General features: G+C 57.6%; 20 protein-coding genes and 5 pseudogenes. 9 read left to right on the top strand and 16 right to left on the bottom strand.

Going from position 1 to position 23,396, the window contains the following annotated elements; genetic code table 11:
• Positions 1-84: 84 nt before the first annotated feature.
• Positions 85-903, bottom strand: coding sequence for an SDR family NAD(P)-dependent oxidoreductase (locus tag AC1D2G_RS17790; RefSeq protein WP_477415626.1), 819 nt, complete (start codon positions 901-903; stop codon positions 85-87).
• Between the two features lie 34 nt (positions 904-937).
• Positions 938-2,239, bottom strand: a complete 1,302-nt coding sequence (locus tag AC1D2G_RS17795; RefSeq protein ID WP_477415627.1) for an amino acid deaminase — start codon at positions 2,237-2,239, stop codon at positions 938-940.
• Between the two features lie 503 nt (positions 2,240-2,742).
• On the opposite strand from AC1D2G_RS17795, the gene AC1D2G_RS17800 reads away from it, so the two are divergent.
• From AC1D2G_RS17800 to AC1D2G_RS17810, 3 genes are read left to right on the top strand one after another with little or no spacing between them, the layout of a single operon-like run.
• A complete protein-coding gene (locus AC1D2G_RS17800; protein WP_477269752.1) occupies positions 2,743-3,843 on the top strand; it encodes a fatty acid desaturase family protein in 1,101 nt (366 codons plus the stop codon).
• Between the two features lie 40 nt (positions 3,844-3,883).
• The gene (locus AC1D2G_RS17805; RefSeq protein WP_477415629.1) at positions 3,884-4,213 is read left to right on the top strand and encodes a MocE family 2Fe-2S type ferredoxin; all 330 of its coding nucleotides are present in this window, start codon (positions 3,884-3,886) and stop codon (positions 4,211-4,213) included.
• Positions 4,210-5,433, top strand: coding sequence for an NAD(P)/FAD-dependent oxidoreductase (locus AC1D2G_RS17810; RefSeq protein ID WP_477415631.1), 1,224 nt, complete (start codon positions 4,210-4,212; stop codon positions 5,431-5,433). The genes AC1D2G_RS17805 and AC1D2G_RS17810 overlap by 4 nt, the downstream gene beginning before the upstream one ends.
• 232 nt (positions 5,434-5,665) lie before the next feature.
• Here AC1D2G_RS17810 and AC1D2G_RS17815 read toward each other — a convergent pair whose 3' ends face one another.
• The 4 genes and pseudogenes from AC1D2G_RS17815 to AC1D2G_RS17830 all read right to left on the bottom strand — a co-directional run bounded on the left by AC1D2G_RS17815 (position 5,666) and on the right by AC1D2G_RS17830 (position 9,264).
• The gene (locus AC1D2G_RS17815; RefSeq protein ID WP_436260314.1) at positions 5,666-6,541 is read right to left on the bottom strand and encodes an aldose 1-epimerase family protein; all 876 of its coding nucleotides are present in this window, start codon (positions 6,539-6,541) and stop codon (positions 5,666-5,668) included.
• 369 nt (positions 6,542-6,910) lie between these two features.
• The gene (locus tag AC1D2G_RS17820; protein WP_436260315.1) at positions 6,911-7,942 is read right to left on the bottom strand and encodes a LacI family DNA-binding transcriptional regulator; all 1,032 of its coding nucleotides are present in this window, start codon (positions 7,940-7,942) and stop codon (positions 6,911-6,913) included.
• Positions 7,943-8,109: 167 nt separating this feature from the next.
• A pseudogene (locus AC1D2G_RS17825) lies at positions 8,110-8,250 on the bottom strand (pantoate--beta-alanine ligase); the annotation flags it as partial.
• Between the two features lie 228 nt (positions 8,251-8,478).
• A complete protein-coding gene (locus AC1D2G_RS17830) occupies positions 8,479-9,264 on the bottom strand; it encodes a shikimate dehydrogenase family protein (protein ID WP_477415633.1) in 786 nt (261 codons plus the stop codon).
• A 126-nt stretch (positions 9,265-9,390) separates the two neighbouring features.
• On the opposite strand from AC1D2G_RS17830, the pseudogene AC1D2G_RS17835 reads away from it, so the two are divergent.
• Positions 9,391-9,567: pseudogene (locus AC1D2G_RS17835) on the top strand (IS481 family transposase); the annotation flags it as partial.
• Here AC1D2G_RS17835 and AC1D2G_RS17840 read toward each other — a convergent pair.
• The 8 genes and pseudogenes from AC1D2G_RS17840 to AC1D2G_RS17875 form a co-directional block, all read right to left on the bottom strand.
• On the bottom strand, positions 9,564-9,911 hold the full coding sequence (locus tag AC1D2G_RS17840) for a hypothetical protein (protein WP_477415635.1): 348 nt from the start codon (positions 9,909-9,911) through the stop codon (positions 9,564-9,566). The pseudogene AC1D2G_RS17835 and the gene AC1D2G_RS17840 sit on opposite strands and share 4 nt — an antisense overlap.
• Positions 9,912-10,341: 430 nt before the next feature.
• Positions 10,342-11,409, bottom strand: a complete 1,068-nt coding sequence (locus AC1D2G_RS17845; protein ID WP_477415637.1) for a LacI family DNA-binding transcriptional regulator — start codon at positions 11,407-11,409, stop codon at positions 10,342-10,344.
• A gap of 402 nt (positions 11,410-11,811) precedes the next feature.
• Positions 11,812-12,480: a class II aldolase/adducin family protein gene (locus tag AC1D2G_RS17850; RefSeq protein ID WP_436262007.1), complete on the bottom strand. Its 669-nt coding sequence runs from the start codon at positions 12,478-12,480 to the stop codon at positions 11,812-11,814.
• Positions 12,481-12,500: 20 nt separating this feature from the next.
• Positions 12,501-13,886: an FGGY family carbohydrate kinase gene (locus tag AC1D2G_RS17855; protein ID WP_477415639.1), complete on the bottom strand. Its 1,386-nt coding sequence runs from the start codon at positions 13,884-13,886 to the stop codon at positions 12,501-12,503.
• A gap of 324 nt (positions 13,887-14,210) precedes the next feature.
• The gene (locus AC1D2G_RS17860) at positions 14,211-14,588 is read right to left on the bottom strand and encodes an SDR family oxidoreductase (RefSeq protein ID WP_477415641.1); all 378 of its coding nucleotides are present in this window, start codon (positions 14,586-14,588) and stop codon (positions 14,211-14,213) included.
• A gap of 139 nt (positions 14,589-14,727) precedes the next feature.
• The gene (gene araD / locus AC1D2G_RS17865; RefSeq protein ID WP_477415643.1) at positions 14,728-16,452 is read right to left on the bottom strand and encodes an L-arabinonate dehydratase; all 1,725 of its coding nucleotides are present in this window, start codon (positions 16,450-16,452) and stop codon (positions 14,728-14,730) included.
• A 60-nt stretch (positions 16,453-16,512) separates the two neighbouring features.
• Positions 16,513-17,499, bottom strand: a complete 987-nt coding sequence (denD, locus tag AC1D2G_RS17870; RefSeq protein WP_477415645.1) for a D-erythronate dehydrogenase — start codon at positions 17,497-17,499, stop codon at positions 16,513-16,515.
• A 348-nt stretch (positions 17,500-17,847) separates the two neighbouring features.
• Positions 17,848-17,949 (bottom strand): annotated as a pseudogene (locus tag AC1D2G_RS17875) (ABC transporter permease); the annotation flags it as partial.
• 243 nt (positions 17,950-18,192) lie between these two features.
• Here AC1D2G_RS17875 and AC1D2G_RS17880 point away from each other — a divergent pair.
• Both AC1D2G_RS17880 and AC1D2G_RS17885 read left to right on the top strand, forming a co-directional pair.
• Positions 18,193-18,387: pseudogene (locus AC1D2G_RS17880) on the top strand (tyrosine-type recombinase/integrase); the annotation flags it as partial.
• 103 nt (positions 18,388-18,490) lie between these two features.
• Positions 18,491-18,574 (top strand): annotated as a pseudogene (locus tag AC1D2G_RS17885) (transposase); the annotation flags it as partial.
• Positions 18,575-18,633: 59 nt separating this feature from the next.
• Here the strand turns inward: AC1D2G_RS17885 and AC1D2G_RS17890 are convergent.
• On the bottom strand, positions 18,634-19,134 hold the full coding sequence (locus tag AC1D2G_RS17890; RefSeq protein WP_477415647.1) for an ester cyclase: 501 nt from the start codon (positions 19,132-19,134) through the stop codon (positions 18,634-18,636).
• A 116-nt stretch (positions 19,135-19,250) separates the two neighbouring features.
• Here AC1D2G_RS17890 and AC1D2G_RS17895 point away from each other — a divergent pair, with 116 nt between their 5' ends.
• Positions 19,251-20,165, top strand: coding sequence for a LysR family transcriptional regulator (locus AC1D2G_RS17895; protein ID WP_477415649.1), 915 nt, complete (start codon positions 19,251-19,253; stop codon positions 20,163-20,165).
• An 887-nt stretch (positions 20,166-21,052) separates the two neighbouring features.
• Here the strand turns inward: AC1D2G_RS17895 and AC1D2G_RS17900 are convergent.
• Positions 21,053-21,937 (bottom strand): LysR substrate-binding domain-containing protein, encoded by an 885-nt coding sequence (locus tag AC1D2G_RS17900; protein WP_477415651.1) that lies wholly within the window; start codon positions 21,935-21,937, stop codon positions 21,053-21,055.
• A gap of 163 nt (positions 21,938-22,100) precedes the next feature.
• On the opposite strand from AC1D2G_RS17900, the gene AC1D2G_RS17905 reads away from it, so the two are divergent.
• Together AC1D2G_RS17905 and AC1D2G_RS17910 are read left to right on the top strand one after the other, a co-directional pair.
• On the top strand, positions 22,101-22,469 hold the full coding sequence (locus AC1D2G_RS17905; protein WP_477415653.1) for a nuclear transport factor 2 family protein: 369 nt from the start codon (positions 22,101-22,103) through the stop codon (positions 22,467-22,469).
• A 53-nt stretch (positions 22,470-22,522) separates the two neighbouring features.
• Positions 22,523-23,332, top strand: a complete 810-nt coding sequence (locus tag AC1D2G_RS17910; protein WP_477415655.1) for an MBL fold metallo-hydrolase — start codon at positions 22,523-22,525, stop codon at positions 23,330-23,332.
• Positions 23,333-23,396: the final 64 nt, after the last annotated feature.

The raw sequence follows: 23,396 nt of genomic DNA on the forward strand, positions 1-23,396 counted from the left end.
AACGATTATCGTTGCCGGGTCGGCCGACGCTGTCGAGGCAGGCATGGCACTCTTCACGTGACGAGGCCATGCCCTGCATCGCTGTCATTGAGGCGCGTTCATTGCCTTTTCAGCGCGGCGAGCCTTGAGCTTTTCAGCGCCGATGGCAGAGTTGCGGTCCATCATCTCCCAAAGGTCTTTGGGATTGGTCCCGAGCTTTTTCACTACATCGCCGCGTTCCGGCGGCGCGAAGGCCTCGATCTCCTCATTGCGAATGGCTTCGAGAACCACCTTGGCGACATATTCGGGCGTGACCGATATGCCGGCAAAGGAAAGGGCCATCGCGTCATCTTCCGCTTCCTTGTCCAACATCGGCGTTTCGGTGGACGTTGGATGGACGATGGTAAATTTCACTGGCGTTTGGCGCTCTTCCATGGCCAGCGCGAGATGAAAAGCGCGAAGGGCATGTTTCGCGGCGGCATAGCTGGCGATACCCGGGAACGGCAGCAGCGCTGTCATGCTGCAAACCGTCGCGAGGTGCCCGTATCCCTGCGATTTGAAGCGCGGAAGTGCCGCGAGCATGCCCTTCACCGGGCCGAAGAAATTTGTGTCCATCGTTTGCAAGTGCTTTTCGATAGGAAGGTCCCGCGCAAAACCTGTGTGGACGATTGCGGCATTGTTGATCAGAACGTCAAGGCCGCCACGCTCCTTCCATATCAGGTCCAGGACTGTCTCCCACTGCGCCTCGGAGCAGATATCGAGCTTTACGGCGGACGCCGACGGACCGATTGCCGAGGCAACCTGCTCGGCTCCCGGAAGATTGATATCGGCCACAAAGACGGTGTGGCCGGCCTCCGCGACGAGCCGTGAAAGGGCAGCCCCAATTCCACTCGCGCCGCCGGTGATGAGATAGGTCTTCGTCACGTTTTCCCCTCGACAATTTGTCCGTGTTCGCCCGTTAGAAATAGGTGCGGATGGAACTCGTGATGTGATAATTTTCATCAACTATGTGCATGACTCTCCATTTGTCGAAGGTGAGACAGGGATGAGAAATGCCGAAGCCGACCATATCCCCAACCTGGAGAGGTGAATCGGCAGGAATTGCCACATGGCAGTGCTGATCGTTCAAGCGCGTCACGGCGTGATCTGGAGACAGCTGTCGAGGGTGCTCCATCCCAGAACCCGGACGGAACCAGAGCAGAGGAATCGGCTGGTCGTCATGCGAGACGTCACGCTTGCCCAGTGCCGCGATGAGCTTCTCGGTCTCCGGCCTCGATTGGACATAGGCCCAAACTTCCAACGCCGGTGTCAGTCCGCCACGCGCGTCAGCCAACCCTGGATTTCTTTCCCGCAGCGCCTGAACTGCCTTGGCGTACAGGATTGAGTCATGCGTGATGTAGCAACCCGAGCGAACCAGAACCATGTTCTGTTTCGAAAGCGCTGCGGAACCCAGTTTCTCCACGACAACATCATAGTACGCGGATCCGCCGGCACTCAGGATGACAGTTTCGGCGCCCCAAAGCTTTTCAAGGTCACATGCCTGAGCGAACTGCACCATTTTATCGAGGAACGAATGGACTAATGCGAGTGTCCCCGCATTGTCTGCGCCCTTTAGAAGTCCCTCGAAACCTTCCACGCCGCGCAGCGTCACGGCTTCGGTCCTGTTCACGGCCCGCGCAAGGTTCAGCGCCTCTTCGACACTGCGGCAACCGGTGCGGCCACCTGAATATCCGATCTCCACGAGGGCATCGAGCGGACGCTGGAGCTTCGCCTTTTGTGCTGCCTTGGCGATTGCTTCAAGATTGACCGCAGAGTCGACCAGGAACAAGAACTCGAATTCGGCGTCCCGGGCCAATTCAGAAATGACGTAGTCGATCGCCTTTGCGCCAATCAGCTGATTTGCAAGGAAGATGCGTTTGTAACCGAAGCTGCGCACGACTTGAACCTGATGGGGCGTGGAAACGGTGATCGCCCATGCGCCATCCGCAAGCTGCAGGTCGAATAGCGCCGGGCTCATGGTCGTTTTACCATGCGGAGCAAGAACTGCTCCGCCCTGGGCCAGAAACGCCTTCATCCATTCGCTGTTGTGACGGAGGCTTTTCTCTTTGAGCACCGCCACCGGCAATGGCAGGTCTTCACTCAGCAACCTCCATCCCTGCTCGCCGACACGATTGATAGGGACTCCAACCTCCATAGGAGGAGCGCCTTTGTCGAGCTGGGTTAGAAGCGCGTCTTGGGGGTAATGCGCGTGGAACGCCATTCTGCTAACTCTCTGATATATGATATCTAGTCTGGCGTGATCGGCTGCGCAAGCAATATCTCCGCACGATTTATGGCTTTTCGCGAATTGCCTCCCTTCCACGTGCTTCGCAAACTTAAGGAAACGGACATCAGGCGATATTTTTGATATGTCAAATATGCGGATTTTGACCTATATTCACTGTCCACCCTGAATCCCGCATCGGAGTTAAGCCGAAACTGTCAGAGTTTTGACGCGACGAGCGGTCCCACCACAGCTTCAAAGAAGGTGCCCACGTTCCCCATATGGCCAGAAAGCTCGCAGCCGTGAAGCGATTTATGCCTCTCCGCACCAGGACAACCTTCGCCGAAAATGACATAAATATGTCATTTTGCAAATCCAGGGTCTGACAGTTTTGATATATTTGTTGGACATTTCATTGCAAGAAGCAGGGTGTTCGGCTTTACCTTTGTCGGCCGAGCGCACCAACAGCTCTTTGAAGTCGGCAACCGGAGGCAAGGTAGATGGCGCGAATTCGCGAGTTCAAACGGGATTACAGCCTGCTGGGCCGGGACGCGACAGCAGCGATCGAGGAAGGCATCGCTGCGGCGGAATGGTATCATACCGACATTGGGCGGGCGAAGCTGAAAGAACTTATGAAACGTTCCGACGGCCCCGCGATCCGCGATACCCTTCTATGGTTTGCCATTCTCGGGTCTCTGGCATTTGGAGCCTACATCACCTGGGGAAGCTTCTGGTGCGTACCGATCCTGGCCGTCTACGGCGTGTATTACGGTTCGGCGTCGGATGCGCGCTGGCATGAGACGGGACATGGCACCGCGTTCAAGACACGCTGGCTGAGCGATCTTGTTTACAATATTGCGTGCTTCATGATGCTGCGGGAGCCCAAGATCTGGCGCTGGAGTCACGCTCGGCACCATACCGACACGACCATTATCGGACGCGATCCTGAAATTGTAACAATGCGACCGGCAGACCTCGCAAGAATGGTCATGGCGGTTTTCGGCATTCGTCGGGTTCCGTTGACATTCAAGAACATGATCAAACACGCATTTGGGAAGCTAAATCCGGAAGAAGCGTCTTTTGTTCCCGACATGGAGCGTCCGAGCATCTACCGCACAGCGCGACTTCTGCTGATCATTCATCTGGGTATCGTAGCGGTTGCCGTCTATCTGGGATCATGGCTGCCGGTGCTGCTGATTGGCCCGCTTCCAAGCATGTATGGCGGATGGCTCTCCTACTATCTCGCCATCACCCAACACGCCGGATTAGAGGAAAACGTACTTGACCACAGGCTTTGCGCCCGGACGATTTACGTCAATCCAGTTCTGCGGTTCATCTACTGGAACATGAACTATCATGTGGAACACCACATGTTCCCCATGGTCCCCTACCACAAGCTGCCGGCGCTCCACAGGCTGACGCTCCACGACATGCCCACCCCCTATCGCAGCACCTTCCACGCCTATGCAGAGATCATCCCCGCCATTATTCGGCAGCGGAAGGACCCCAATTGGTACATCACGCGTGCGCTCCCGCCCCACGCAAAAGCCTATCGACCGGAGTTGCACAAAACTGGCGCAACCGTGGTTGCAGCAGAATAACCCCGCGGATCAAACACCACGACCCCGATCGGATCTTATCATGACTTCAGACAACTGGATTGACGCCTGCGCCACCGATGACATCGATGAAGAGGATGTTGCACGATTTGATTACGAAGGGAGGACCTTCGCGATTTATCACAGTCCCGACGGAAACTTCTTTGCCACGGAAGGGCTTTGTACGCATGAAAAGATTCACCTTGCCGATGGCCTGGTGATGGGAGACATCATCGAATGTCCGAAACATAACGGAAGATTCAATTACAAGACCGGCCAGGCCAAGGGTGCCCCGGTGTGCATCAACCTTGCAATCTATCTGGTGCGCATCCAGGCCGGGCGGGTCTTCGTGAACGTCCAGACGACGACGTGAGCGGCATTATTATCGTTGGCGCCGGAGAAGCTGGCGTCAGCGCCGCTTTCTCTTTGAGAGAATGCGGTTATGACGGCCCGATCGATCTCTTCGGATCCGAGTTGCACGTACCCTACGAAAGACCTCCGCTGTCCAAGCTTCGGGTGGATGGTGAGAGTGAACCCGGCCGTTCGATCCGCCCCTTGGAGGCTTTCGCAAGTCACCAGATCACATTGCATCGCGGCAAGACGATCAGCAGCATCCAGCGGCCCTCCCGTACAGTCAAATTCGTAGGCGGCGGCAGTCTCGCCTATTCGAGACTATTGTTAGCGACCGGGTCCGTGCCTCGACGGCTACCTGTTCCAGGCGGCGAGAGCTGTGTCTATCTCCGAACATTGGACGACGCCCGCCTGGTGCGGCAAGCGATCTCTCAACGCCTGCAGATCGCGATTGTTGGCGCTGGTTTCATCGGCCTGGAGATAGCCGCGAGTGCGCGCCAGAATGGCTGCGAGGTTTCGGTCTTTGAAGGTCTTCCACGAATTCTCTCACGGGCAGTGCCGGCAGAAATCGCCGCTGCATTGCACAACAGGCATGTGGGTGCTGGTGTTCGCATTTCCTGCAGCCAGAAACTGACAGGAATTGCTACGAACGGACGGACCCAGGAGCTGCGGTTTGCCGATGGAAGCACTTTCCAGGCCGATGTAGTGCTGGCCGGCGTTGGTTCGCAACCAGTGACCGCGCTTGCACAGGATGCAGGTCTGGCGGTATCCAACGGCATTTCCGTTGATGCGCATTTGCGAACGACGGATCCTGATGTGTTTGCAGCCGGCGATTGCTGTTGCTTTCCCACGATTAGCGGTGAATCCGTCCGTTTGGAGAGCTGGCGAGCGGCCAAAGACCAAGGTCGCACAGCTGCATTGAACATGCTTGGCCGCGCACAGCAATTCACTGGGATGCCTTGGTTCTGGTCCGATCAGTATGAACTGACCCTCCAGGTCGCTGGTCTACCGAATTCCGCAGTCCGGACCGTTCGGCGAAAGGGCGTCGCAGGCCTGTTTCTTTTTCACCTAGACGAAGCCAATCGGATCGTCGCCGTCAGCGCGCTCGCTGAAGGTAACATCCTGGCAAAGGATGTCAGGCTGAGCGAGATGCTTATCGCAGCGCAAACAATCAGCGATCCGGAATTGTTGCAGACTGAAGGGCTAAATCTGAAGCAGTTGGCAAAGATGATGGTCGCGTGAGCTTGAACCGATTGGCTTCCTCGATCTGGTCGTAGACCGAGGCATCGGCACCATCAACGCCATAGGCGCAAGGGGGTCCTCACCAATAGCGCGCGCGCTTCGGGACGATGGCTGGACGAGCCTCAGCGGGCAGTCAGCACTGGCCATGTATGTGAAGCCGGACGTCGGAAAGTGCGGGTGGTGGAAGCCAAGTCGGTCCTCACAATCATGCCTTGGATGCATTGTAGGCGAGTTAAGTCGGATCACGGCCCATGACAGTGATCGACATCTCAAAGTCCCGATGTTCACCAGGTTGAAGCAAGAGAATGCCAGGCTTTTCTGAAAGTTCGCCATCAAAGCCGAGAGGCGTGGGGAAACCTTGCCAAGGCTCGATGCAAACGTAGCCGGCCAAAGGTTTTGTCCAGATGCCCAGGTGGGGTAGGTTTCGCCATTCGATTTCAAGGTAGCTTCCCTTGCCGGAGCCATAGCGTAAACGTCGCGATTCAAGATCGAAAAACATCATGGCTTCGTCGCTGAATAGCTCATCGCACAATTCAATCCTCCTGCCCGCGACCGGACTCGGATATGGTTTCGGGTCCAGAAGACCTGCAGATAGTCTACGCAGAGCGCAGGATTCCTCCTCCTCAAATTCGATGAAATGTTCAAGCCGTTCTCCGGCATCAGGAAGAGGCCAGCGAAACCCCGGATGGAACCCGAACGAGTAAGGCATGACGTCCGCACTGCGGTTGGTCACCTTAGCCGTCATGGTTAGGGTGTTCCTGTTCAAGCCGTAGGCTACATCCAGGCAAAAGTTGAAAGGATAGAGCTCCCGCGTGGCGGCGCTTGCCTCCAGCCGGAAGATGCAGCTACCTTCCTCGGCGGCCATGAGGGCAAATTCACTGGATGGTGCAAATCCGTGCTGACGTAAGCCATATGGCCGGCCGCCGATCATCACGCTGTCGTTGGGAACCCTACCCACGATGGGAAACAGGATCGGTGATGTACCCTTCCAGATGTCTGCGTTTCCATCCCAGAGAAATTCGCGGCCTGAATGATCGCCAAACTCCACCAACTCCGCACGCCACGACGTGAACTTGGCATGCAGAAACTCACTTCGAATGCTGACCATCGTCCCTCACATTTGCGTTTGCAACTACGGTAGGGTGATATATCAAACATGGCAACCGCCTTGATCTGGGACTGGGTGGGGCGCATTTGAATGCATCGCTTTTGACCTCGTTGCGCAACGGGAAAATTCACGCATAACGCGCTGAGAACGCGGCTCGCAGCCGCAAAGCCTGAATGAATGGCTGGTTTTCGGCCCGATGCGCCTTTTCGACCCAGATCATGCCTCGTGTGGTGGTCCAGCGACTGTCGGCCTTTTGGCATGCGCGCGCATTGGCCAACGTCGACGTTTATGAAATATCGTATGGTCGGTCAGCGCTGTCCAGTCGTGCTCGTTTGAGCGATCGTGACGTCTTTTTGCGGGCGCAGGAGCCTACAGGTTTTCGGGGCAATACAGGCGAAATTCGACATGGGTGGAGCGGGGATCCGAGGCTGGATTCAAGCCGCGGCGAACCAATTGGTCAACGATCTCGCGCGCGAGGTCCTTGCGCGGCGAATCGAGAACAATTCCGACCGTTCCGGAAGCCAGCGCCGCACGGGTCACCGGCGTCAGTTCGTGACAGACGACGTGGAGACGACGTTCGGGAGGTAAAGTTTCGAGCGTCCGCAAAACCGCCGCCACACCGGCTCCGATAAAATAGAGCCCCCTTAAATCGGGATGACGGGCGAGTAATTCCTCGAACATTCTCTCGACGACAGAGTTGGTAGCGATTCCGTAGACGCCCTCGCATAGTTCCATACCCGGTTCGTGCTCGAGAATGTAATTGCGAAGACCTATCTCTCGCTCCTGGTAGGCACGGTACTGATAGCTTTCGATCAGCATGCCGATCTTGCCAGAGCGATTGAGGAGCTTCGACAAGGACCATCCTGCGGTACGTCCCGCTTTCTGGTGATCGATCCCGACATAGCCGGCAAGGCGAGGCGCTGAAAGATTGGACACGATGGCGACGACGGGTTTTGCAATGTCGGCGAGCAGAGAGACGGCCTCATTCACCGCAGGATGGTCGAAAGCCATGACGCCGACCACATCGACCTTTGCAGCCAGCTGGTGCAGCGCACGCCCCATGCCCTTTGGGGTCAGGTCGCTAAAGTCTTCGATCAAAATGCTGCGGCATTCGGGTCGGGCATGCTTGGCATAGGCGTTGATCTCCTCAGCCAATTGTCGGAAAAATGGATTGGTTTTGTGCTGGAGGGCAAGCCCGACAGACACCGACCCGCGACTTTCATCAATCCTCTGCATCATCAGGTTTGTGCCGTGATAACGCAGTTCACGGGCCGCCGATAACACCCGCTCAGCGGTTTTCCCCTTGACCGGAAGCCGTGAGTTCAGCACTCGATCTACTGTTGACGGGCTGACGCCAGCCTTAGCGGCGATATCGGCGATAGTGGCCCGGGTGTTTTTCAAAAACGATACCCTGCTAATCTGAAAAACTCATGGGTTGGCGGATTTTGTTTACGGCAAACCGCTCGATTTGCGGAGACCAACCTACCGGTTAATGAATGATCCTACGCTGCCGCTGAACGCTTTGTCATCTGTTCCCAGCTTTCGCCTCGTCGCACGTTTCGATTGGCGAGCGCGGCACGCACCAAGCTCAGATGGCCTTCATGCAAGGCATCCATAGTCGGCACGACAGCGACCTTCAGGCCATTCTGACGCCATCCGGCCACGGCCATGCGCAACTCGGCGACGGTTCGTGCGATCGGAATGCTCATGCGCCTTCTCCGCCATTGACCGTCCTTGACGCGCATCGGACCTCGGGGACCTTCTCCAGCACCACCGCGAATGCCCACGCTTCGCTCACGTCAGGCCGACATGGAGTCACGACTGGGCAGGTACGCAACGCGTATATGTTGCCGCAGGTTCATAACTTGTGGCACCCTCCCCGAGGCCGGATTTCTGGCCTTTCTCGTATCTCAGGTAATTGTCGCATCGTTGTGTGCCTATCCCCTTCGATTAGGCAGAAGCCCTAAGAACTCCGCTTCCAGACGCGGCTGTGGTTTGAGCATCTCCGCGCCGGAGACAATCGCGTGGCCGCGTTCAGCAGCTGCCTGAAGCAGCGGCGTCATCACCGGATTGACGACTACTTCGGCAACAATGGCGGTTGGCTCCATGGCGGCGATGCTGAAGGGCATGGGATCGCCTTCCTTCATCCCAAGACTGGTGGCGTTCACCACCAAGTCCATTCCGGCAGCTATGTCCTGCGCATTCGCATCGCGAACCACAATTCGGCAGGACGGGACGACGGCCGCTATTTCTGCGGCAAGAGCAACTGCACGCTCTGTATTTCGGTTCGCCAGGACGAGCTCTACCAATCCTTCGTCCGCTAAGGCAAAGGCGATAGCGCGGGCTACACCCCCGGCCCCAACGATCAGGGCACGACGTCCCGCTACCGAGATATTGTTGGCAGCAAGACCAGCGATGAAGCCCGCCCCGTCCGTGTTGGTTCCGGTCAACGTTCGATCGGCGTTGAAGCGGATTGCGTTCACCGCACCAACCCGTCTTGCGACTTCCGTCATGTGTTCGAGATGAGGGATCACGGCAATCTTGTGGGGAGCCGTGATACCCAGCCCGACCACATTAAGCATCCTTCGCAACGCCTCAAGACTAGAGGCGAGATCAGCGGGCCGGACGTGGAGCGGCGCGAACACCGCGTCGACCCCTAAAGCCTCGAAGCTCTTGTTGACAATGATCGTGCCGCGGACGTGTTCGACGGGATCGGTGAGCATAAATATGAGAGCGGTCCTTCCGGTAATTTCCATTATCTCTTCAGCTCCAAGTGGTTGGTAGAAAACCGGAAACGCCCTCGTTCCAAAGACCAGGGGGCGCTCAAGGCCGGGTGCTTCACCTAGGCGGCGCTGCGCGAATGGGTTAAGCCGCCGCCTATCCGACCTCAGCCCTCCGCGCCGTTGAATTGCCGGTACGGCTGCACAGAGATAATTGGCACCGTCCGCACGGCAGCCTCAAGTCCAACCCACCTATCAGTCGCCGCGGCCCTAAACGAGGGCAACCTGTTGAGGCTTCAAATCTAGGTCGTAGGCCGTCTAGCGGCCCAGTCGGGAGGCGTAACCACAAATATCGCCGCCGACGTGCCCTTCGACCGCCAAATCAGAGAGGTTCCCGCCGGCAACCACATCATGTCACCGGGCTTCATAAAATTCTCTTCTCCGTCGATCACGATAGAAAAGCTATCTTCCACGGATAGGCAGAACATGACTTCATCGTACCAGAGTTTAAAATCGATATTGGAGTCTTTGAAGTATACAACGCCAGCTGCCATGCTGGCGTTATCTTTGTCGTCTACAAACACATGAGTGGATGATCCACGTGGCGTGAATTCCCTCTTAATATCTGCGACCTTGTACAGTTTTGGCATGTAAATTCCCTCTACTTGTTCAGCCAATAAGATCTCGACCGGACGATGCAAGGCATCAGTCGGTGTCAAAAGCACAAACGATTGTGCCCGAAGTTAATCGGTTTTCTGAGCGCGTCAAGGTCGCTGCCAGGCAGACGGCCCCCTCCTCTAGCGCTGAGAAATTATCTCATCCCTCCAATGGCAGTTAACGCGATCTCCTCGCCCTTAGAGAGCCCAAGTATGTGGCACAATCGATTGTGATGGCAAGTTCTTTTTATCACGATCGAGGTCGGCGATCAGAGAAAGCGCGAGAGGCAGGATTTGAAGAACGGGCCGCAAGCTAGCGCGCAGCACGGGGACAAGGACTTGCCCTACAAAACGTCAAAATGGCGACGTAACTTGACCACCATCGTGATCTCATTCGAGCGCCAGAGAACCGGTAGCTCGCCCCCTATATCACGCCCGTTTCGACATTGATCATCGTCAACTCCGGCGTCGGAAGGGAAGATCTGGGAGGAACCAGTATCGGCGTTATGTAGTAGATGGTTGGGTCACCTGGATCCTTATCCAGGATATCAAAGGCCTTCTCCATCATTGCGACCACGTCTTGCTTTATCATCCATGTCCGGAAAATACAAAATGACGCAAAAGGATCGTAGTCGCAGCAACCAATTTCGATATCGGACAAATCAAGATCTGGATGGCGAGATGAAAAGCGAAGAAATCCTTCGTAATTGAGAGTACTGTTCAGGAAAATACGACGCGGGATACGGCTATGATTCTGATAATACGTCTCGAAGGCTTGACATGTTTTCGCAGGGTCATAGCCAGTAAAATGAATGACTTCGTCGGTCGGTGGACCGGCAAAGTTGTCGACAGCGACCTTGAATCCGCGAATACGATCGAGCGTTGAGACCTCACTGCATCCCCCGAAAAAATGAATATCATTAGCCCGCAGGCCGTCCTTGTTTCCAGTCTCAATAATTGCGCTCGTCAGGGTCAAGCCGCCATTGAAATTATCGCTGATGACAGACGATACTTTCGACCCGGGAAGGTCTATGTTGACATGGCGCTGCCCAGCAGAACTGCAAATCTCATGGACTCCATCCGGGTCGGCTGCACCGCAGATAACTAAACCCTCAATAGAGTACGAAATCAATGTCTTAGCGGTTTCACGTTCGGTGGCCGGATCACGACCGGCGCTAACCACGATAGGACATTTTCCCCGACGGCGAACGTTCAGTTCGAAGCTCTGTGCAACCGCTGCGAAAAACCGACTGTTGTGCGAGGGGATCATCAGTCCCGTCATTTGCGAGACGGACTTGCGAAGGCCCTGGGCCTGCTTGTTCGGCATGTAATTGTGCGCTTTTGCCAGCGCTTTCACAGCCTCCGCCGTCCGGGCTGAGATGCCCCGCCTCGACCAAGTCCCACTCAATACAGCACTGATCGTCGAGACGGAAAGACCAGCTTTTTTCGAGAGTTCATAAATCGTGGAGCGTTGTTGATTGTCGATAGCCAAAAATTCACCTCAGGTGCTGTGATTCCGTATTCCTTAGAGGATATCAATCTTACACAGTCGGTTGTGAAATGGCATGAGAACGATCCGGCCCTAACGAGCCCCAAAGGCAGCTGCCTGATCCCACATTGAGATGGCGCGCAATATCCTTGAACCGAGGCTAGGTGTTGATTTGCCACCGAGAACTGATCCGGCAGCATATGACATTTCCATTGAGAATTGACCCATGTTTGAATCAGCCCTGCACGACAATGGGGCTTTGGAGTGATCGATATGGGCGTTATTGAGCCGGTCTGGCCCCGCAACGTACCGGTATCCGGTCGGACTATGACATATATTTAGTTATGAGTTGTCTTGGCGCATGGCATCGAGCCAGCGATTCGCCAGCCCGCCGCACAGAATCAATCATCCCGTATGGTTTTCCTTTGGTATCAGACGGATGGTGGCGCCCTCCAGATCTGGCGCGTTGCCGTAGGACATCTGCTTCATCTGGCGCAGCACATGGTCCATTTCCTCGTCGGTGAGCAGGATTGGCTCGCCCATCGCAAGCGACTGAATGTACTGTCGCGCCAGCGTCTCCACTTCGTTGGCAATGCGCAAGGCATGGTTAAGATCGCGGCCGACGGCGATCTGGCCGTGATTGGCGAGCAGGCACGCGTCGCGTCCCTGCAGCGCCTTTAACGCGTTCTCCGACAATTCCTGGGTGCCATAGGGCGCATAGTCGGCGCAGCGGATGGTGTTCCCGCCGGCTATGCCGATCATATAGTGGAAAGCCTCGATCTGGCGGCGGTGGCACGAGAAGGACGTCGCGAAAGATGAATGGCAGTGCAGCACGGCGTTTCGGTCCGAACGCTCCTTCAGGATGTCGCGATGGAACCGCCACTCGGAAGACGGCAGACGCGCACCATAATAGCCTCCTTCAAAATCCATCTCGACAATATCTTCCGGTTTCATCACCTCGTAGCGCAAGCTCGTCGGGGTGATCAGGAAGCCTTTCCCGCTACGCACGGCGAGGTTGCCCGAGGTTCCCTGGTTGATGCCGGAAGAATTCATCCGCAGGCAGGTTTCGATCATCTGTTGTCTTAGTTCAAGTGTCACCGATGGTCTCCATAGTTGGATTCGTCAATCTGTTGGCGCCAGGCCCGATGATAGTCCCGTAGCGCGGTCACATTCAGGCCGCCGCAGTCGATGGCTTCGAACCGCAGCTGATTTGGATGGGCGATCCCCGCCAGCAGAGCTGCGCCCGTCGCCGTACCGTTCTTTGCCGATGCGATGAGGACGCGCCGCTCTGGATCGAGCGACGCGAGCAGGGCGCCGAGCATTGGTTGCGCAGTCACGTTTCCGTCGACGATGAGCCGCCGCTGATCCCCAAGATAAGCGGCGCAGACATTCGCGAGCATAGCGTAGTAGACGATCGCCAGAGCCGTGCGATCGAGGGGATCAGTCGGCATGGGGCCGACAACTCTTCCCCTGTTGCCCGCGTCGGGAAACAGTCCCCCGCGCGGCACGAAGCTCGGCAGTGCGAAAATGTTCGATTCGAGGATCCTGTTGACGGAATCCACGGTGGCAATATCGCGTCTGCCGCCGGTCAATATCTCAAACTCGCGCCCTGCCATCGCCCGGCAGCTCGTCAGCGGGACATCAAGCGCCGACTGCTGAAAGGTCACGTCGATCCCAGGCGGGATCGAATTCGATTTCGTGTCGCTCAGCCCGACCAGCCAAGTTCCGCAAGACAGCAATGTCACGTCGGTGAAGCCGGCTGCTTGGTAGCGGTGAAAGTTTGCCGCGCTGTCGTGGACGCCGCAACGAACATGCACGCCACCGAGCCGTCCGCACAGATCCACCAGATGACCCGATATCGGCCCAAGCACATGCGAGGGCATCCTCACCGGAGCCATGAGATGCTGCCATCCCTGTCTGGCGACCAGGGACGTGAACCTTTTCTCTCGCGCATTCCACAGGTGAGACTGGGCGGTAAGGCTGGTGATGTCCATCGACGCAACGCCGGAGAGCCGCCAAGCCCAATATTGGGGCGCCGGCATCAGCGTGGCCGCCTTCGCGAAAAGATCGGGGTGCTTCAGCTGTATCCAGAACAGCTGCTTGGCAATATTTGTCGCGCCAAGCCCTATGTTGGCGCCACGCTCATCGAGCCCGTCGGCGACTTCCGCGTAACGTATGTCCAGCTCGGCCGGCATGGTCGATTCATAGTCGGGAAGCGGCGTCGTCGACCCGTCCTGATTGACGATCATCGCCGATGAACCGTGCGTGCTGACGATGACGTCGGAGACCTTGTTGAGCTCCGACAGCCCGCAAAGGGACTGGAACATGAAACGCCAGGCGGCCTCCAGATCCTGGACGAGATAGCCATTCCCCTCTATTGAGCGGTTCTCCGCTTCAAGAGAGCGTATGACCTCTCCATCGTCCGCGACGAGGCTCGCCTTCAGGTTGGTTTTTCCAACATCCAGAACGACTACCGACACGATATCGAACCTTCGCGATCCTGCGGCCGCGATGGGCCCCCAATTCCCCCCTTTGGCCCTCCAGCCACATCAGCCACCATCTCGCTCTCCCAGGCCTGCAGCAGCCAACTCCGTCGACCTTGCCGGCCGATGTGAGATTCTAAATACAGGCAAGCGCGCGCTTGCACAATCGATTGTGAAACATATTTTTCCCAGGGATCCGCCTGACTCGAAGCTGATCTCGGGCAACCCGTGCATTCGTGATTCGGGGACGCTTCGAACCGTCTGCTTGCGGCACGCCCGCAACCATTCGTGCCGTCATGTCTGTCGCGGCATTTCCGATGTCTATCTGGCCGCAGGCGATGGAGAACGGCCTCCTGAGACCGAGCCATTGTTGATTATCCGGCCGCCTTGAGGACTTTGCGAACGCATGACGCCGAACGCTTCCCGAGCGCAGAGAAACGACCCGGTCAAGTTTACGGCTACGACCTGGTTCCATGCCTCTACCGGTATCTCGTCGATCAATGTCGAGGGATAGCCGCTGCCTGCATTGTTGAAGAGAAGATCGACGCGTCCAAATGACTTCAGCGTCGTTTCAAACAAAACCTTCACGTCATCCGGGCTTGTCACGTCGCATGGGACAACGAGCGCGCGGCCGTCACCCTGTGTGCTCGACGAAGCCGCAGCTTCCAGTGTTGTTCGCGTGCGCCCGCAGAATAGCAACGCTCCATCCCGCTTCCAGCAAGGCGACCGCGGTCGCCTTGCCTACTCCTGCGCCGGCACCCGTTACATCGCGGTCTTTTTTGACATTGCACCTTCCCATACTCAAGCGTGACGATCACAATTATGCCCAGCCACCAAGCTAGTGAATTTCCGGCTCCGGCGTGGAGTTGGTGCCCTCCAGGAAATCGAAATCGCAACCGAGATTTGCTTGCGTGACGTGCCGTGAAAACATCAGTCCGTAGCCGCGCTCATAGCGTTTCTCGGGTTGCTTCCAATTCGCCTTGCGTGCCTCAAGCTCTTGGACCGAAAGCTCGACGTTGAGTACGCGCCGCTCGACATCCAGTTCGATGACGTCGCCGTCCTTGATCAGCCCCAACGGACCACCGACGAAAGACTCCGGCGCGACATGCAGTACGCAAGCGCCATAGCTCGTGCCGCTCATGCGGGCGTCCGATATCCGCACCATATCGCGCACACCTCGTGCGAGAAGCTTCTTGGGTATCGGCAATTGCCCCCACTCCGGCATGCCAGGACCGCCATTGGGTCCGCAATTTTGCAGGACGAGCACGGAGTTCTCATCGACATCCAAATCCGGATCGTCGATCCGACGGGCCATGTCGTTGTAATCCCGGAAGATTACGGCCGTGCCTCGATGCTTCAACAAGCGGCCTTCCATCGCCGTTCGCTTGATGATCGCCCCGTCGGGGGCTAGGTTTCCTTTCAACACGACGAGCCCACCCGCCTTTTCTACCGGATTGTCCAGCGAGCGAATGACGTCGGGAAGATAGACCTCGAACTCGCCGATGTTTTCTCCAAGAGTTTTTCCGGTCACTGATCCGGCGGCCAAATCCAGATGATCCGAGAGGACCTTCAGGACAGCACCCACGCCTCCCGCAAAATGGAAGTCCTCCATCAGATACTTTCCGGAGGGCCTGACGTTGGCGATGAAGGGTATCGACGCAGAGAAGTCGTCGAACCGTTCCAATGACAATGGGATGCCGGCCCGGCCTGCCAAGGCAAGAAGATGCACCACCGCGTTGGTCGAGCCGCCCATCGCCATCGTCACCTTGATGGCATTGTCGAAGCTCCCGGTCGTCAGGATGTCCCTGGGCTTGGTGTCTTCCCAGATCAGATCGACGACCCGGCGCCCTGCCGACGCCGCCATTCGGGCATGATCCGCGTCAACCGCGGGAATCGACGCCGCACCCGGCAGCGCCATTCCGAGGGCTTCGGTGATCGCCGCCATGGTCGATGCCGTCCCCATGGTCATGCAGGTTCCCGCCGAGCGGGCGATCCCGTTCTCCAGGCCTTCCATGGCCTTCTGGTCGAGCTGCCCTGCCCGGCGCTCCGCCCAGAACTTCCAGACGTCGCTGCCGCTCCCGAGGCGCTGCCCTCGCCAGTTACCGCTCAGCATGGGTCCGGCAGGAACGAAGATCGCCGGGATGTTCATACTGAAGGCAGCCATCAGAAGGGCGGGCACCGTCTTGTCACAGCCACCCATCAGCACGACGCCGTCGACCGGGTTGGCACGAAGTTGCTCTTCGACCTCCATCGCCAGCAGATTGCGATAGAGCATTGTCGATGGCTTCATGAATACTTCGCCAAGCGCCATGGCGGGCAGTTCAACGGGAAAGCCGCCCGCCTGAAAGACACCGCGCTTGACGTCGGTAACCCGCTGGGGGAAATGGGAATGGCAGGGGTTGAGGTCACTCCAGGTCGTAATGATCGCGACGATGGGTTTGCCGGCATAGTCCTCCGCTCCGTAGCCCATCTGTTTCGTCCGCGATCTGACGCTTTGAGAGCGCACGTCGTCAGGTGCATACCAGCGGGCGCTGCGAAGGGTTTCGTAAGCTCTCTTTGTCATGCGATTCCTGTTGTGCACAGCGCGTCAAATCAAGTGAGACCAGGCAATTAAACGTGTCTGCTAAGGGGATTGATGTTGGCGAAAGGTCGGCAGATCTTCCTCGATGTAAATTCGGATGATCTCGTCGAAGTCGCTTTCGGATTTGAAACCGAGCTCCCTGGCCCGCGTCGCTTCGAACCCTTGCGGCCACGTCTGCACAATTCGCCAGATCGTCTCGTCGGGTTCATCCTGGATCAGCCGAATGACGTCGTCGCCGGCAACGCGCCGCAGGGCTTCGATCTGCTCTTCGACGGTGCAGATCACCGCCGGCATACTCAGATTGCGGCGTGGTCCCACTCGCTCTCCATCGAGCTCTGCGGCATGGAGCAGAAAATTGACCGCGGAACGCGGGCTTACGCTGGAGCCCCGGAACGATCGTGGCACTGGCAACAACGCCGGGATGCCATTGAGCGGCTCGCGAATGAGCCCCGACTTGAAGCCCGAAGCAGCCAGGTTCGGCTTGCCGGGCCTGACGCAAATGGTCGGCAGGCGAATCCCGATTCCGTCTATGAATCCGCGTCGCGTGTAATCGGCGAGCAGGCCCTCGACGATCATCTTCTGGGTGCCGTACGAGGTCAGCGGCGTCAGGTGAAACGTATCGGGCACGATCCCTGGAAAGGGGCCGCCGAAGGCGGCGGACGACGACGAGAACACCACCTTCGGCCGATACGCCAGCGCGCGGATCGCCTCGAAAAGTAGTCGTGACGCCTCGACATTCACGCGGTAGCCCAGCTCGAAGTTCGACTCGGCCTCTCCTGAAACGACGCCGGCGAGATGGAAGACGACGTCCGGTCTCGTCGCGACAAGGGCTTCCGCGGCGCTTGGATCGGCGAGGTCGCCGACATGCTTCGTCACCAATACGTCCGCAATCTGGATGTCCGCCGGGGCGACCACATCCTGCAGCTGCAACGCCGATATCTGGCGCCCGCCCAGCGAGCCGTTCGCGGCTAATCTCTTGACCAGTTTTTGCCCGATCATTCCGGCCGCGCCCGTAATCAGAATGCGCATCGATGTCTCCGGTCCTTCGAGCATTTAGGTCCAAATTCGAATCGATCGGCCACCTTATGACCGAGGCGATGGCAGGTCGATCAACTCGATCGGTGTGGCGTGACCAGGGGTGAAACCCCACCATCGTGCCGCAACTGTTCGGGGCCGCCCGGCGCACTGCAAGCGCGTGCAGGAGCCTCCAACGGGCCGGCCGCCAGCGGCGCTCCCGCCGACCGTCGGGCGTGTCCACGAGCGGACCTCCGGCGTTCGCGTCTATCATTGGATCGAGCAGCGCCCCATGGGACGGCCATGACGCCGATAAGGAGGAAGCCCCAGATGGCAGTCGCCAAATGCTGATTGGCTCCCAGAACCCCCGTTCGTCAGAAAGGCCCAAGCGACAACAAGGCCTGCCATGTTTGCTGTGAACGTCACCGCAAGATTGAGCCCGCCGGTGAGCGTAGGCAGCATCATAGGTCTCCGACGTCATCGTCATGCGGCCGCGATGGGCCCCCAATTCCCCCCTTTGGCCCTCCAGCCACATCAGCCACCATCTCGCTCTCCCAGGCCTGCAGCAGCCAACTCCGTCGACCTTGCCGGCCGATGTGAGATTCTAAATACAGGCAAGCGCGCGCTTGCACAATCGATTGTGGAAATATTKTCCGAGGGTCGGCGCAACTCGAAGCTGATCCGGGGGCAACACGACACGTCGCGAAGCTGCGCCATAGCTTCGCCACCCACCTGCTGGAGGACGTCACCGACACCCGCATCCTCCAGGTCCTACTCGGGCATGCCAAGCTCAACAACACCACCCTTTACGCGAAGGTGGCGACCCGGACAGTGCGTGCCGTGACGAGCCCGCTCGACAAGCTCGGGCTGTTCAAGCCGGGAGAGGGCTCGCCCGACATCTGAGTCGTGCGCGCCTCGATCGAGGTCGCCGACATCTTCCGTGCTGCCGGCCCAGCCTATCGGGCCGGCCATGCGGGTCACCCTCGCCTCGCCCAGCTCAAGGCGCTGGGTGGTGTACGCCAAGGCGCCGTTCGCCGGGCCGGAGGCGGTGCCCGCCTATCTGTCCCGCTATACCCACCGGGTCGCGATTCGATCACGAACCACTGGTAGCACGGTCTTTCAATAACCGATGCCGTTATGGCCTGTGTTTCATCCGCGCAATTGCTGGGCGAGACCGAACAGGTCTGCCGCCCCCCAGTGCTCGACAAAGACGCCGTCACGAATCTTGATGATGTCGGTGGAATTGAATGTCACGCGCTTACCGGTCGGTTGGATACCGAGATACTCACCCCTATGCGTGCCGGTGTAGACAAGATTGGCGCAGATCAGATCCCCCTCGGTCAGGGAGGCATCACTGGTCACGACGAGGTCGGGAAAGGCTTCGATGCGTTTGGCGAAATACGTGACAACGGCCTCGCGCCCGGCAAGCGAGGCTGCGTTGGTCGCTAACGCCTGATGCTGAATATAGCCGTCGGCTACATAGAGCGACTTGAACTTTTCCATATCATGCGCGGTCAATGCGTCGAGGAAAGCCTGCAGTAACTCGCGGTTGGTTTTCGCATTGCCGGCGGCCATAACCGGCAGCGTGCCACCAAGGTTGAACGGCAGAGCAGACAAGGCGGCTACGGTCAGGGCGTGGCGTCGATCCATCGAAGAACTCACCTGCGTTTGATGTTGAAATAATAGATCTCATTCAACGTAACTATGGTCCGCATCGCTGATAATGGGCTAAATCGATCATTCAATCGATACCAGGAGTGCATGAGATGGCAGACCGGCTGACCGGCATGGAAGTCTTCGTTCGAGCAGTAGAACTCGGTAGCCTCGCCGAGGCGGCACGGGCGAGCCGCCTATCAGCCGGGATGGTTGGCAAACATCTTCGCGCACTGGAGGCGCGGATTGGCATCCGGTTGCTCAATCGCACAACACGCCGATTGGGGCTCACGGAAACCGGGCGGACCTATTATGACCGTTGCCGGCAGATCCTCGCCGAAATCAGTGACGCCGAGCGCGAAGCGATCGAGCAGCAGAGGGCGCCACGCGGGCTGATCCGCGTCAACGCCCCAGTCGCCTTCGGTGGGGTGCATCTCGCGCGCGCTATCACGGACTTCAACGCGCAGTACGACGAGGTTTCGGTCGAGGCGGTCCTTAACAACAATTTGGTTGATCTGATGGATGGGGGCTGCGATCTTGCCATTCGCATCGCACGGCTACCGGATTCGGATCTTATCGCACGCCGACTTGCCCCGTGCCGCCGTGTTGTCTGCGCTGCCCCTGCCTATTTGGAACGGTATGGCGTCCCGGAGAGGCCAGAGGATCTTAAACATCACAATTGTTTAATTCATCTTCCGGACACCGATTCCGCCACGTGGCGGTTCAAAGGGGCAAGAAGAGAACAGGCAATTTCGATCAAAGGTCGGGTGCAAGGAAATAGCGGCACGCTTCTACACGAAATTGCCCTCGCCGGCGGCGGTATCGTGCGACTGCCGAGCTTTATTGTCGGCGAGGATCTGAAGGGCGGACGGCTTGTGCCTCTGTTGGCTGACCACATGTGCGAGGAGCTTGGCATTTATGCCGTTTTCCTTGATGCGCGACCGCTTTCGGCAAGAGTCCGCCTATTCGTCGAATTCCTCGCTCGCCGCTTTGGACCGGAGCCGTCGTGGGACGACTGGATGCCATAATCTGGCAACGGGCTAGCATCGATGGCGAAGGGGTTCGTCTACCCGATGATTGACTGACACGTTTGAGCTGAGCCGGTCTGCTTCTGCCACTGGTCGCCAAGGGCGAGGTGATTGTTCGCTCGACCGTGTGCCAAGGCGTCTCCTCACTGGCTCGTAGCATTTGGATTTATCGAACAGGCAGAAGGGGTAGCTTTTGGGATAAAGCGTTTGGGGTGCTGAACGGCGACAATTGGGCGCGAAGCTGCCGTTCAAAACATGGTACTTGGAAGTCGTGCTGTCGCGCTATCGGGCCGCAACGTGCCAGGGGGTCGATCCCTTCCAGAGCCACGCAAAAGCCGAATCTAGTATCCTACTTTGTCCATGAGCACCCGCAATTCGGACTGCGGAGCGACCCAGAAAGTTCAAAAAGCTTTCAGGAACCCCAGGCAAACTGGACGCCGCTTCGGACAATCAGGTTCACGGATATCCCGGCGAACATCCGCATAGGAGCGGTCAATATCGTCGGCAAAAGAGCGTCCGAAAAGGCCTCTCGGCAGCTCCCTCGTGGGAACGAAAAAAGAAGAGAAGCAGAACTTTCGTGTGCGATTTTTGCACACGGTCTCCCGCAACTATCTGATCTTATTTATGTATCTTCCCCATCCATCATAGGTGCAATGGCTACTCTAAATTCCTGATATTTCAGCATTTTTCCTTTAACATTAAACCGCTAGACCTTGCCAAGTGCACACGAAATTATCGAATTTTCCCTTTCAATCATAGGCAGTCGGCACCGCCTTCCGTCGAGGGAGGCCACCAATACACGAGGATTTCAGCTCCAGGTAATCATCGATGCCATATTTAGAACCTCCCCGGCCGGATCCTGACTGCTTGATGCCTCCGCGCGACGGCTATTTAGTGCATCGCAGCGTGTTTACCAGCGCAGTTAGTGCAGCAGGCTGATGCTGGCGACTGGGGTAGTACATGAAGAAGCCGGGAATAGGGGGCGTCCAGTTCTCCAGCACGCGAACGAGGCGGTGTTCAGCAACATGCTCCGCAACCTGCTCTTCATATGCGAGCCCAAGGCCGGCTCCGGTGAGCGCCGCCTGAATCACCAGGTTGGTATCGTCGATTACGAGCGGGCCGCTCACACCGATTGTGATCGCCTCGCGTCCCTGCTCGAACTGCCACCGGTACGGACCGTTCGGAAGACGCAGGTTTAGACATCGATGATCATTTAGATCCTTGGGCTTCCGAGGAATGCTTCGTGACGCAAAATAGCCGGGCGATCCCACTACCGCCAAACGCAACTCCTGCGAGACACGCACCGCGATCATGTCCTTTTGAATATACTCGCCGAGTTGAATACCGGCATCGAACTCGCCCGCGACGATGTCTACGGGACCAGTGACAGTGACAACGTCAAGAACGACGTCAGGGTAAGCCTCGGCGAATGCTGTGAGCCTCGGCAACAATACCATCGTCGCCGCCGACCGTGACATCACAATTCTAAGGCGTCCCGCAGGTCGGTGGCGAACGCTTCGGGCTTTGTCCAGCGCACGAGTAATTTGCTCAAGCGCCGGAGCCAGCTCCTTCAAAAGAGCTGCGCCCGCAGCGGTTGGCGCTACACTCTTCGTGGTCCGAGCAAGAAGCTGGAGTTCCAGCCGCTGCTCAAGTCTCCGGATGGTGTGGCTCAGGGCGGACTGGGAGACGCCCAGCTTCGCGGCAGCATGTGTAAAGCTTCGCTCGCTGGCGACGATTGCAAACGCGGCGAGTTCATTCAGCTCGTTTCCCATGATTTATGAATCTCACTCATGACACCATCCGGTGCAACATATCTAGTCTCATAAGTGCCCTTGTCCTAGGTTTGACCGACAGAAAGTCGACTCCGGCTTGCCTGGTGCTCGTCACGCGATTGCCGCGTGTACGGAATGGTTGGACGTAACAACGAGGTGACCCATGGATACCGATGTTCGCGCTTTGCGCACCCTGGCACAGACCTATTTTGACGCCGCCTATGAAATGGATGCAGAGAAATTTGCATCCGTATTTGATCCCTCGAGCTCCGTGACGAAGGTCGCCGACGACGGCGACGTGGGCGTGACGCCTGTTGCGATGTGGCTAGCAGCCGTCCGCAATACGAAAGCTCCAAAACAACAAGGCGTGGAGCGTAATGACGAGATCCTATCAATTGACGTCGAAAGAGACCTCGCGCTTCTGAAGGTGAAATTGCAGGTACCGCCACGCCATTTCACGGACCTCTTGTCGTGCTTGAAGGTCAACGGAACCTGGAAGATCGTCCAGAAGGTGATGACTTGGAAAACGTAACGGCTTCAGTACCGCAATAGAAAATTAATCCACCCAGCTTGGCAGGTTACCCCGTGAAATTTCTGTCTCAAAGCGCCAACGCCATGGCCTGTGCTTCGGGATCATCGAAGGTTTGGTCGCTCTCCGACGGATATGTCGACCTGCCGGCCCAATTGCTCAGAGATCCGAACGACAAGACATATACGCAGACAGTATCGCCTCAGCGGGAAGAGGCGCTCGTTCGACTTTCGGTCAACTGCTTCTTGATCGACCGCTCCGGCATCGACCGCATCTTGATAGATTGTGGGGCGGGGGGCAGCTGGGACCCGTCCTTGGGCCACCTCGAGGAGGCCATGTTCGAGGCAGGCATCGACACATCATCCATCACGATGGTCGCCCTCACCCATGCCCATGGCGACCACATCAACGGTCTTCTTGCGCCTGACGGGCGGCGAGCATTCAGAAACTTGAGCAAGATCGTGATTGCGGAGGACGCCGTTGAGGATTTCCTCGCCGAGCCAGGACTAGCGGATTTTCGGCCACTCCTGGCCCCAATCAGTGGAGGAGACCGGCTGGACGAACATTTGCTGGCGGTGGCGATACCCGGGCATGCTCCGGGCCATACGGGCTATCTCCTCAGCACTGGCGAGGACGATATTTTGTTCTGCGGCGACCTGATCCACGTTCCTGCTGCACAGTTTGCCCGTCCCGAGCTTACTTGGGCCTATGACGCTGACGAGTCCATGGCGAGGGCTAGCCGGATCGAGCTGCTCCAAGACGCAGCGGGTGCACAAACTTGGCTGGCTGGCGCTCACCTAGGACGACCAGGCATCGGCAGAATAGTCAAAGAGGGGCATGGATATGCGTTTATTTCCGCCGCGTAGCCCAGTTGCAGAACGAAGATGGAATGTACTGGCGAGACCAGTTGCATGCGCTCGCGCAACGCGT

Source organism: Mesorhizobium sp. P2_C7, assembly GCF_056404515.1.

Excerpts from the sequence above, each read along its gene's own strand:
- AC1D2G_RS17795 (WP_477415627.1), bottom strand. The coding sequence starts at position 2,239 with ATGGCGTTCCACGCGCATTACCCCCAAGACGCGCTTCTAACCCAGCTC.
- AC1D2G_RS17800 (WP_477269752.1), top strand. The coding sequence starts at position 2,743 with ATGGCGCGAATTCGCGAGTTCAAACGGGATTACAGCCTGCTGGGCCGG.
- AC1D2G_RS17805 (WP_477415629.1), top strand. The coding sequence starts at position 3,884 with ATGACTTCAGACAACTGGATTGACGCCTGCGCCACCGATGACATCGAT.
- AC1D2G_RS17815 (WP_436260314.1), bottom strand. The coding sequence starts at position 6,541 with ATGGTCAGCATTCGAAGTGAGTTTCTGCATGCCAAGTTCACGTCGTGG.
- AC1D2G_RS17830 (WP_477415633.1), bottom strand. The coding sequence starts at position 9,264 with ATGCTCACCGATCCCGTCGAACACGTCCGCGGCACGATCATTGTCAAC.
- AC1D2G_RS17840 (WP_477415635.1), bottom strand. The coding sequence starts at position 9,911 with ATGCCAAAACTGTACAAGGTCGCAGATATTAAGAGGGAATTCACGCCA.
- AC1D2G_RS17850 (WP_436262007.1), bottom strand. The coding sequence starts at position 12,480 with ATGATCGAAACCTGCCTGCGGATGAATTCTTCCGGCATCAACCAGGGA.
- araD (WP_477415643.1), bottom strand. The coding sequence starts at position 16,452 with ATGACAAAGAGAGCTTACGAAACCCTTCGCAGCGCCCGCTGGTATGCA.
- denD (WP_477415645.1), bottom strand. The coding sequence starts at position 17,499 with ATGCGCATTCTGATTACGGGCGCGGCCGGAATGATCGGGCAAAAACTG.
- AC1D2G_RS17890 (WP_477415647.1), bottom strand. The coding sequence starts at position 19,134 with ATGGATCGACGCCACGCCCTGACCGTAGCCGCCTTGTCTGCTCTGCCG.
- AC1D2G_RS17895 (WP_477415649.1), top strand. The coding sequence starts at position 19,251 with ATGGCAGACCGGCTGACCGGCATGGAAGTCTTCGTTCGAGCAGTAGAA.
- AC1D2G_RS17900 (WP_477415651.1), bottom strand. The coding sequence starts at position 21,937 with ATGGGAAACGAGCTGAATGAACTCGCCGCGTTTGCAATCGTCGCCAGC.
- AC1D2G_RS17905 (WP_477415653.1), top strand. The coding sequence starts at position 22,101 with ATGGATACCGATGTTCGCGCTTTGCGCACCCTGGCACAGACCTATTTT.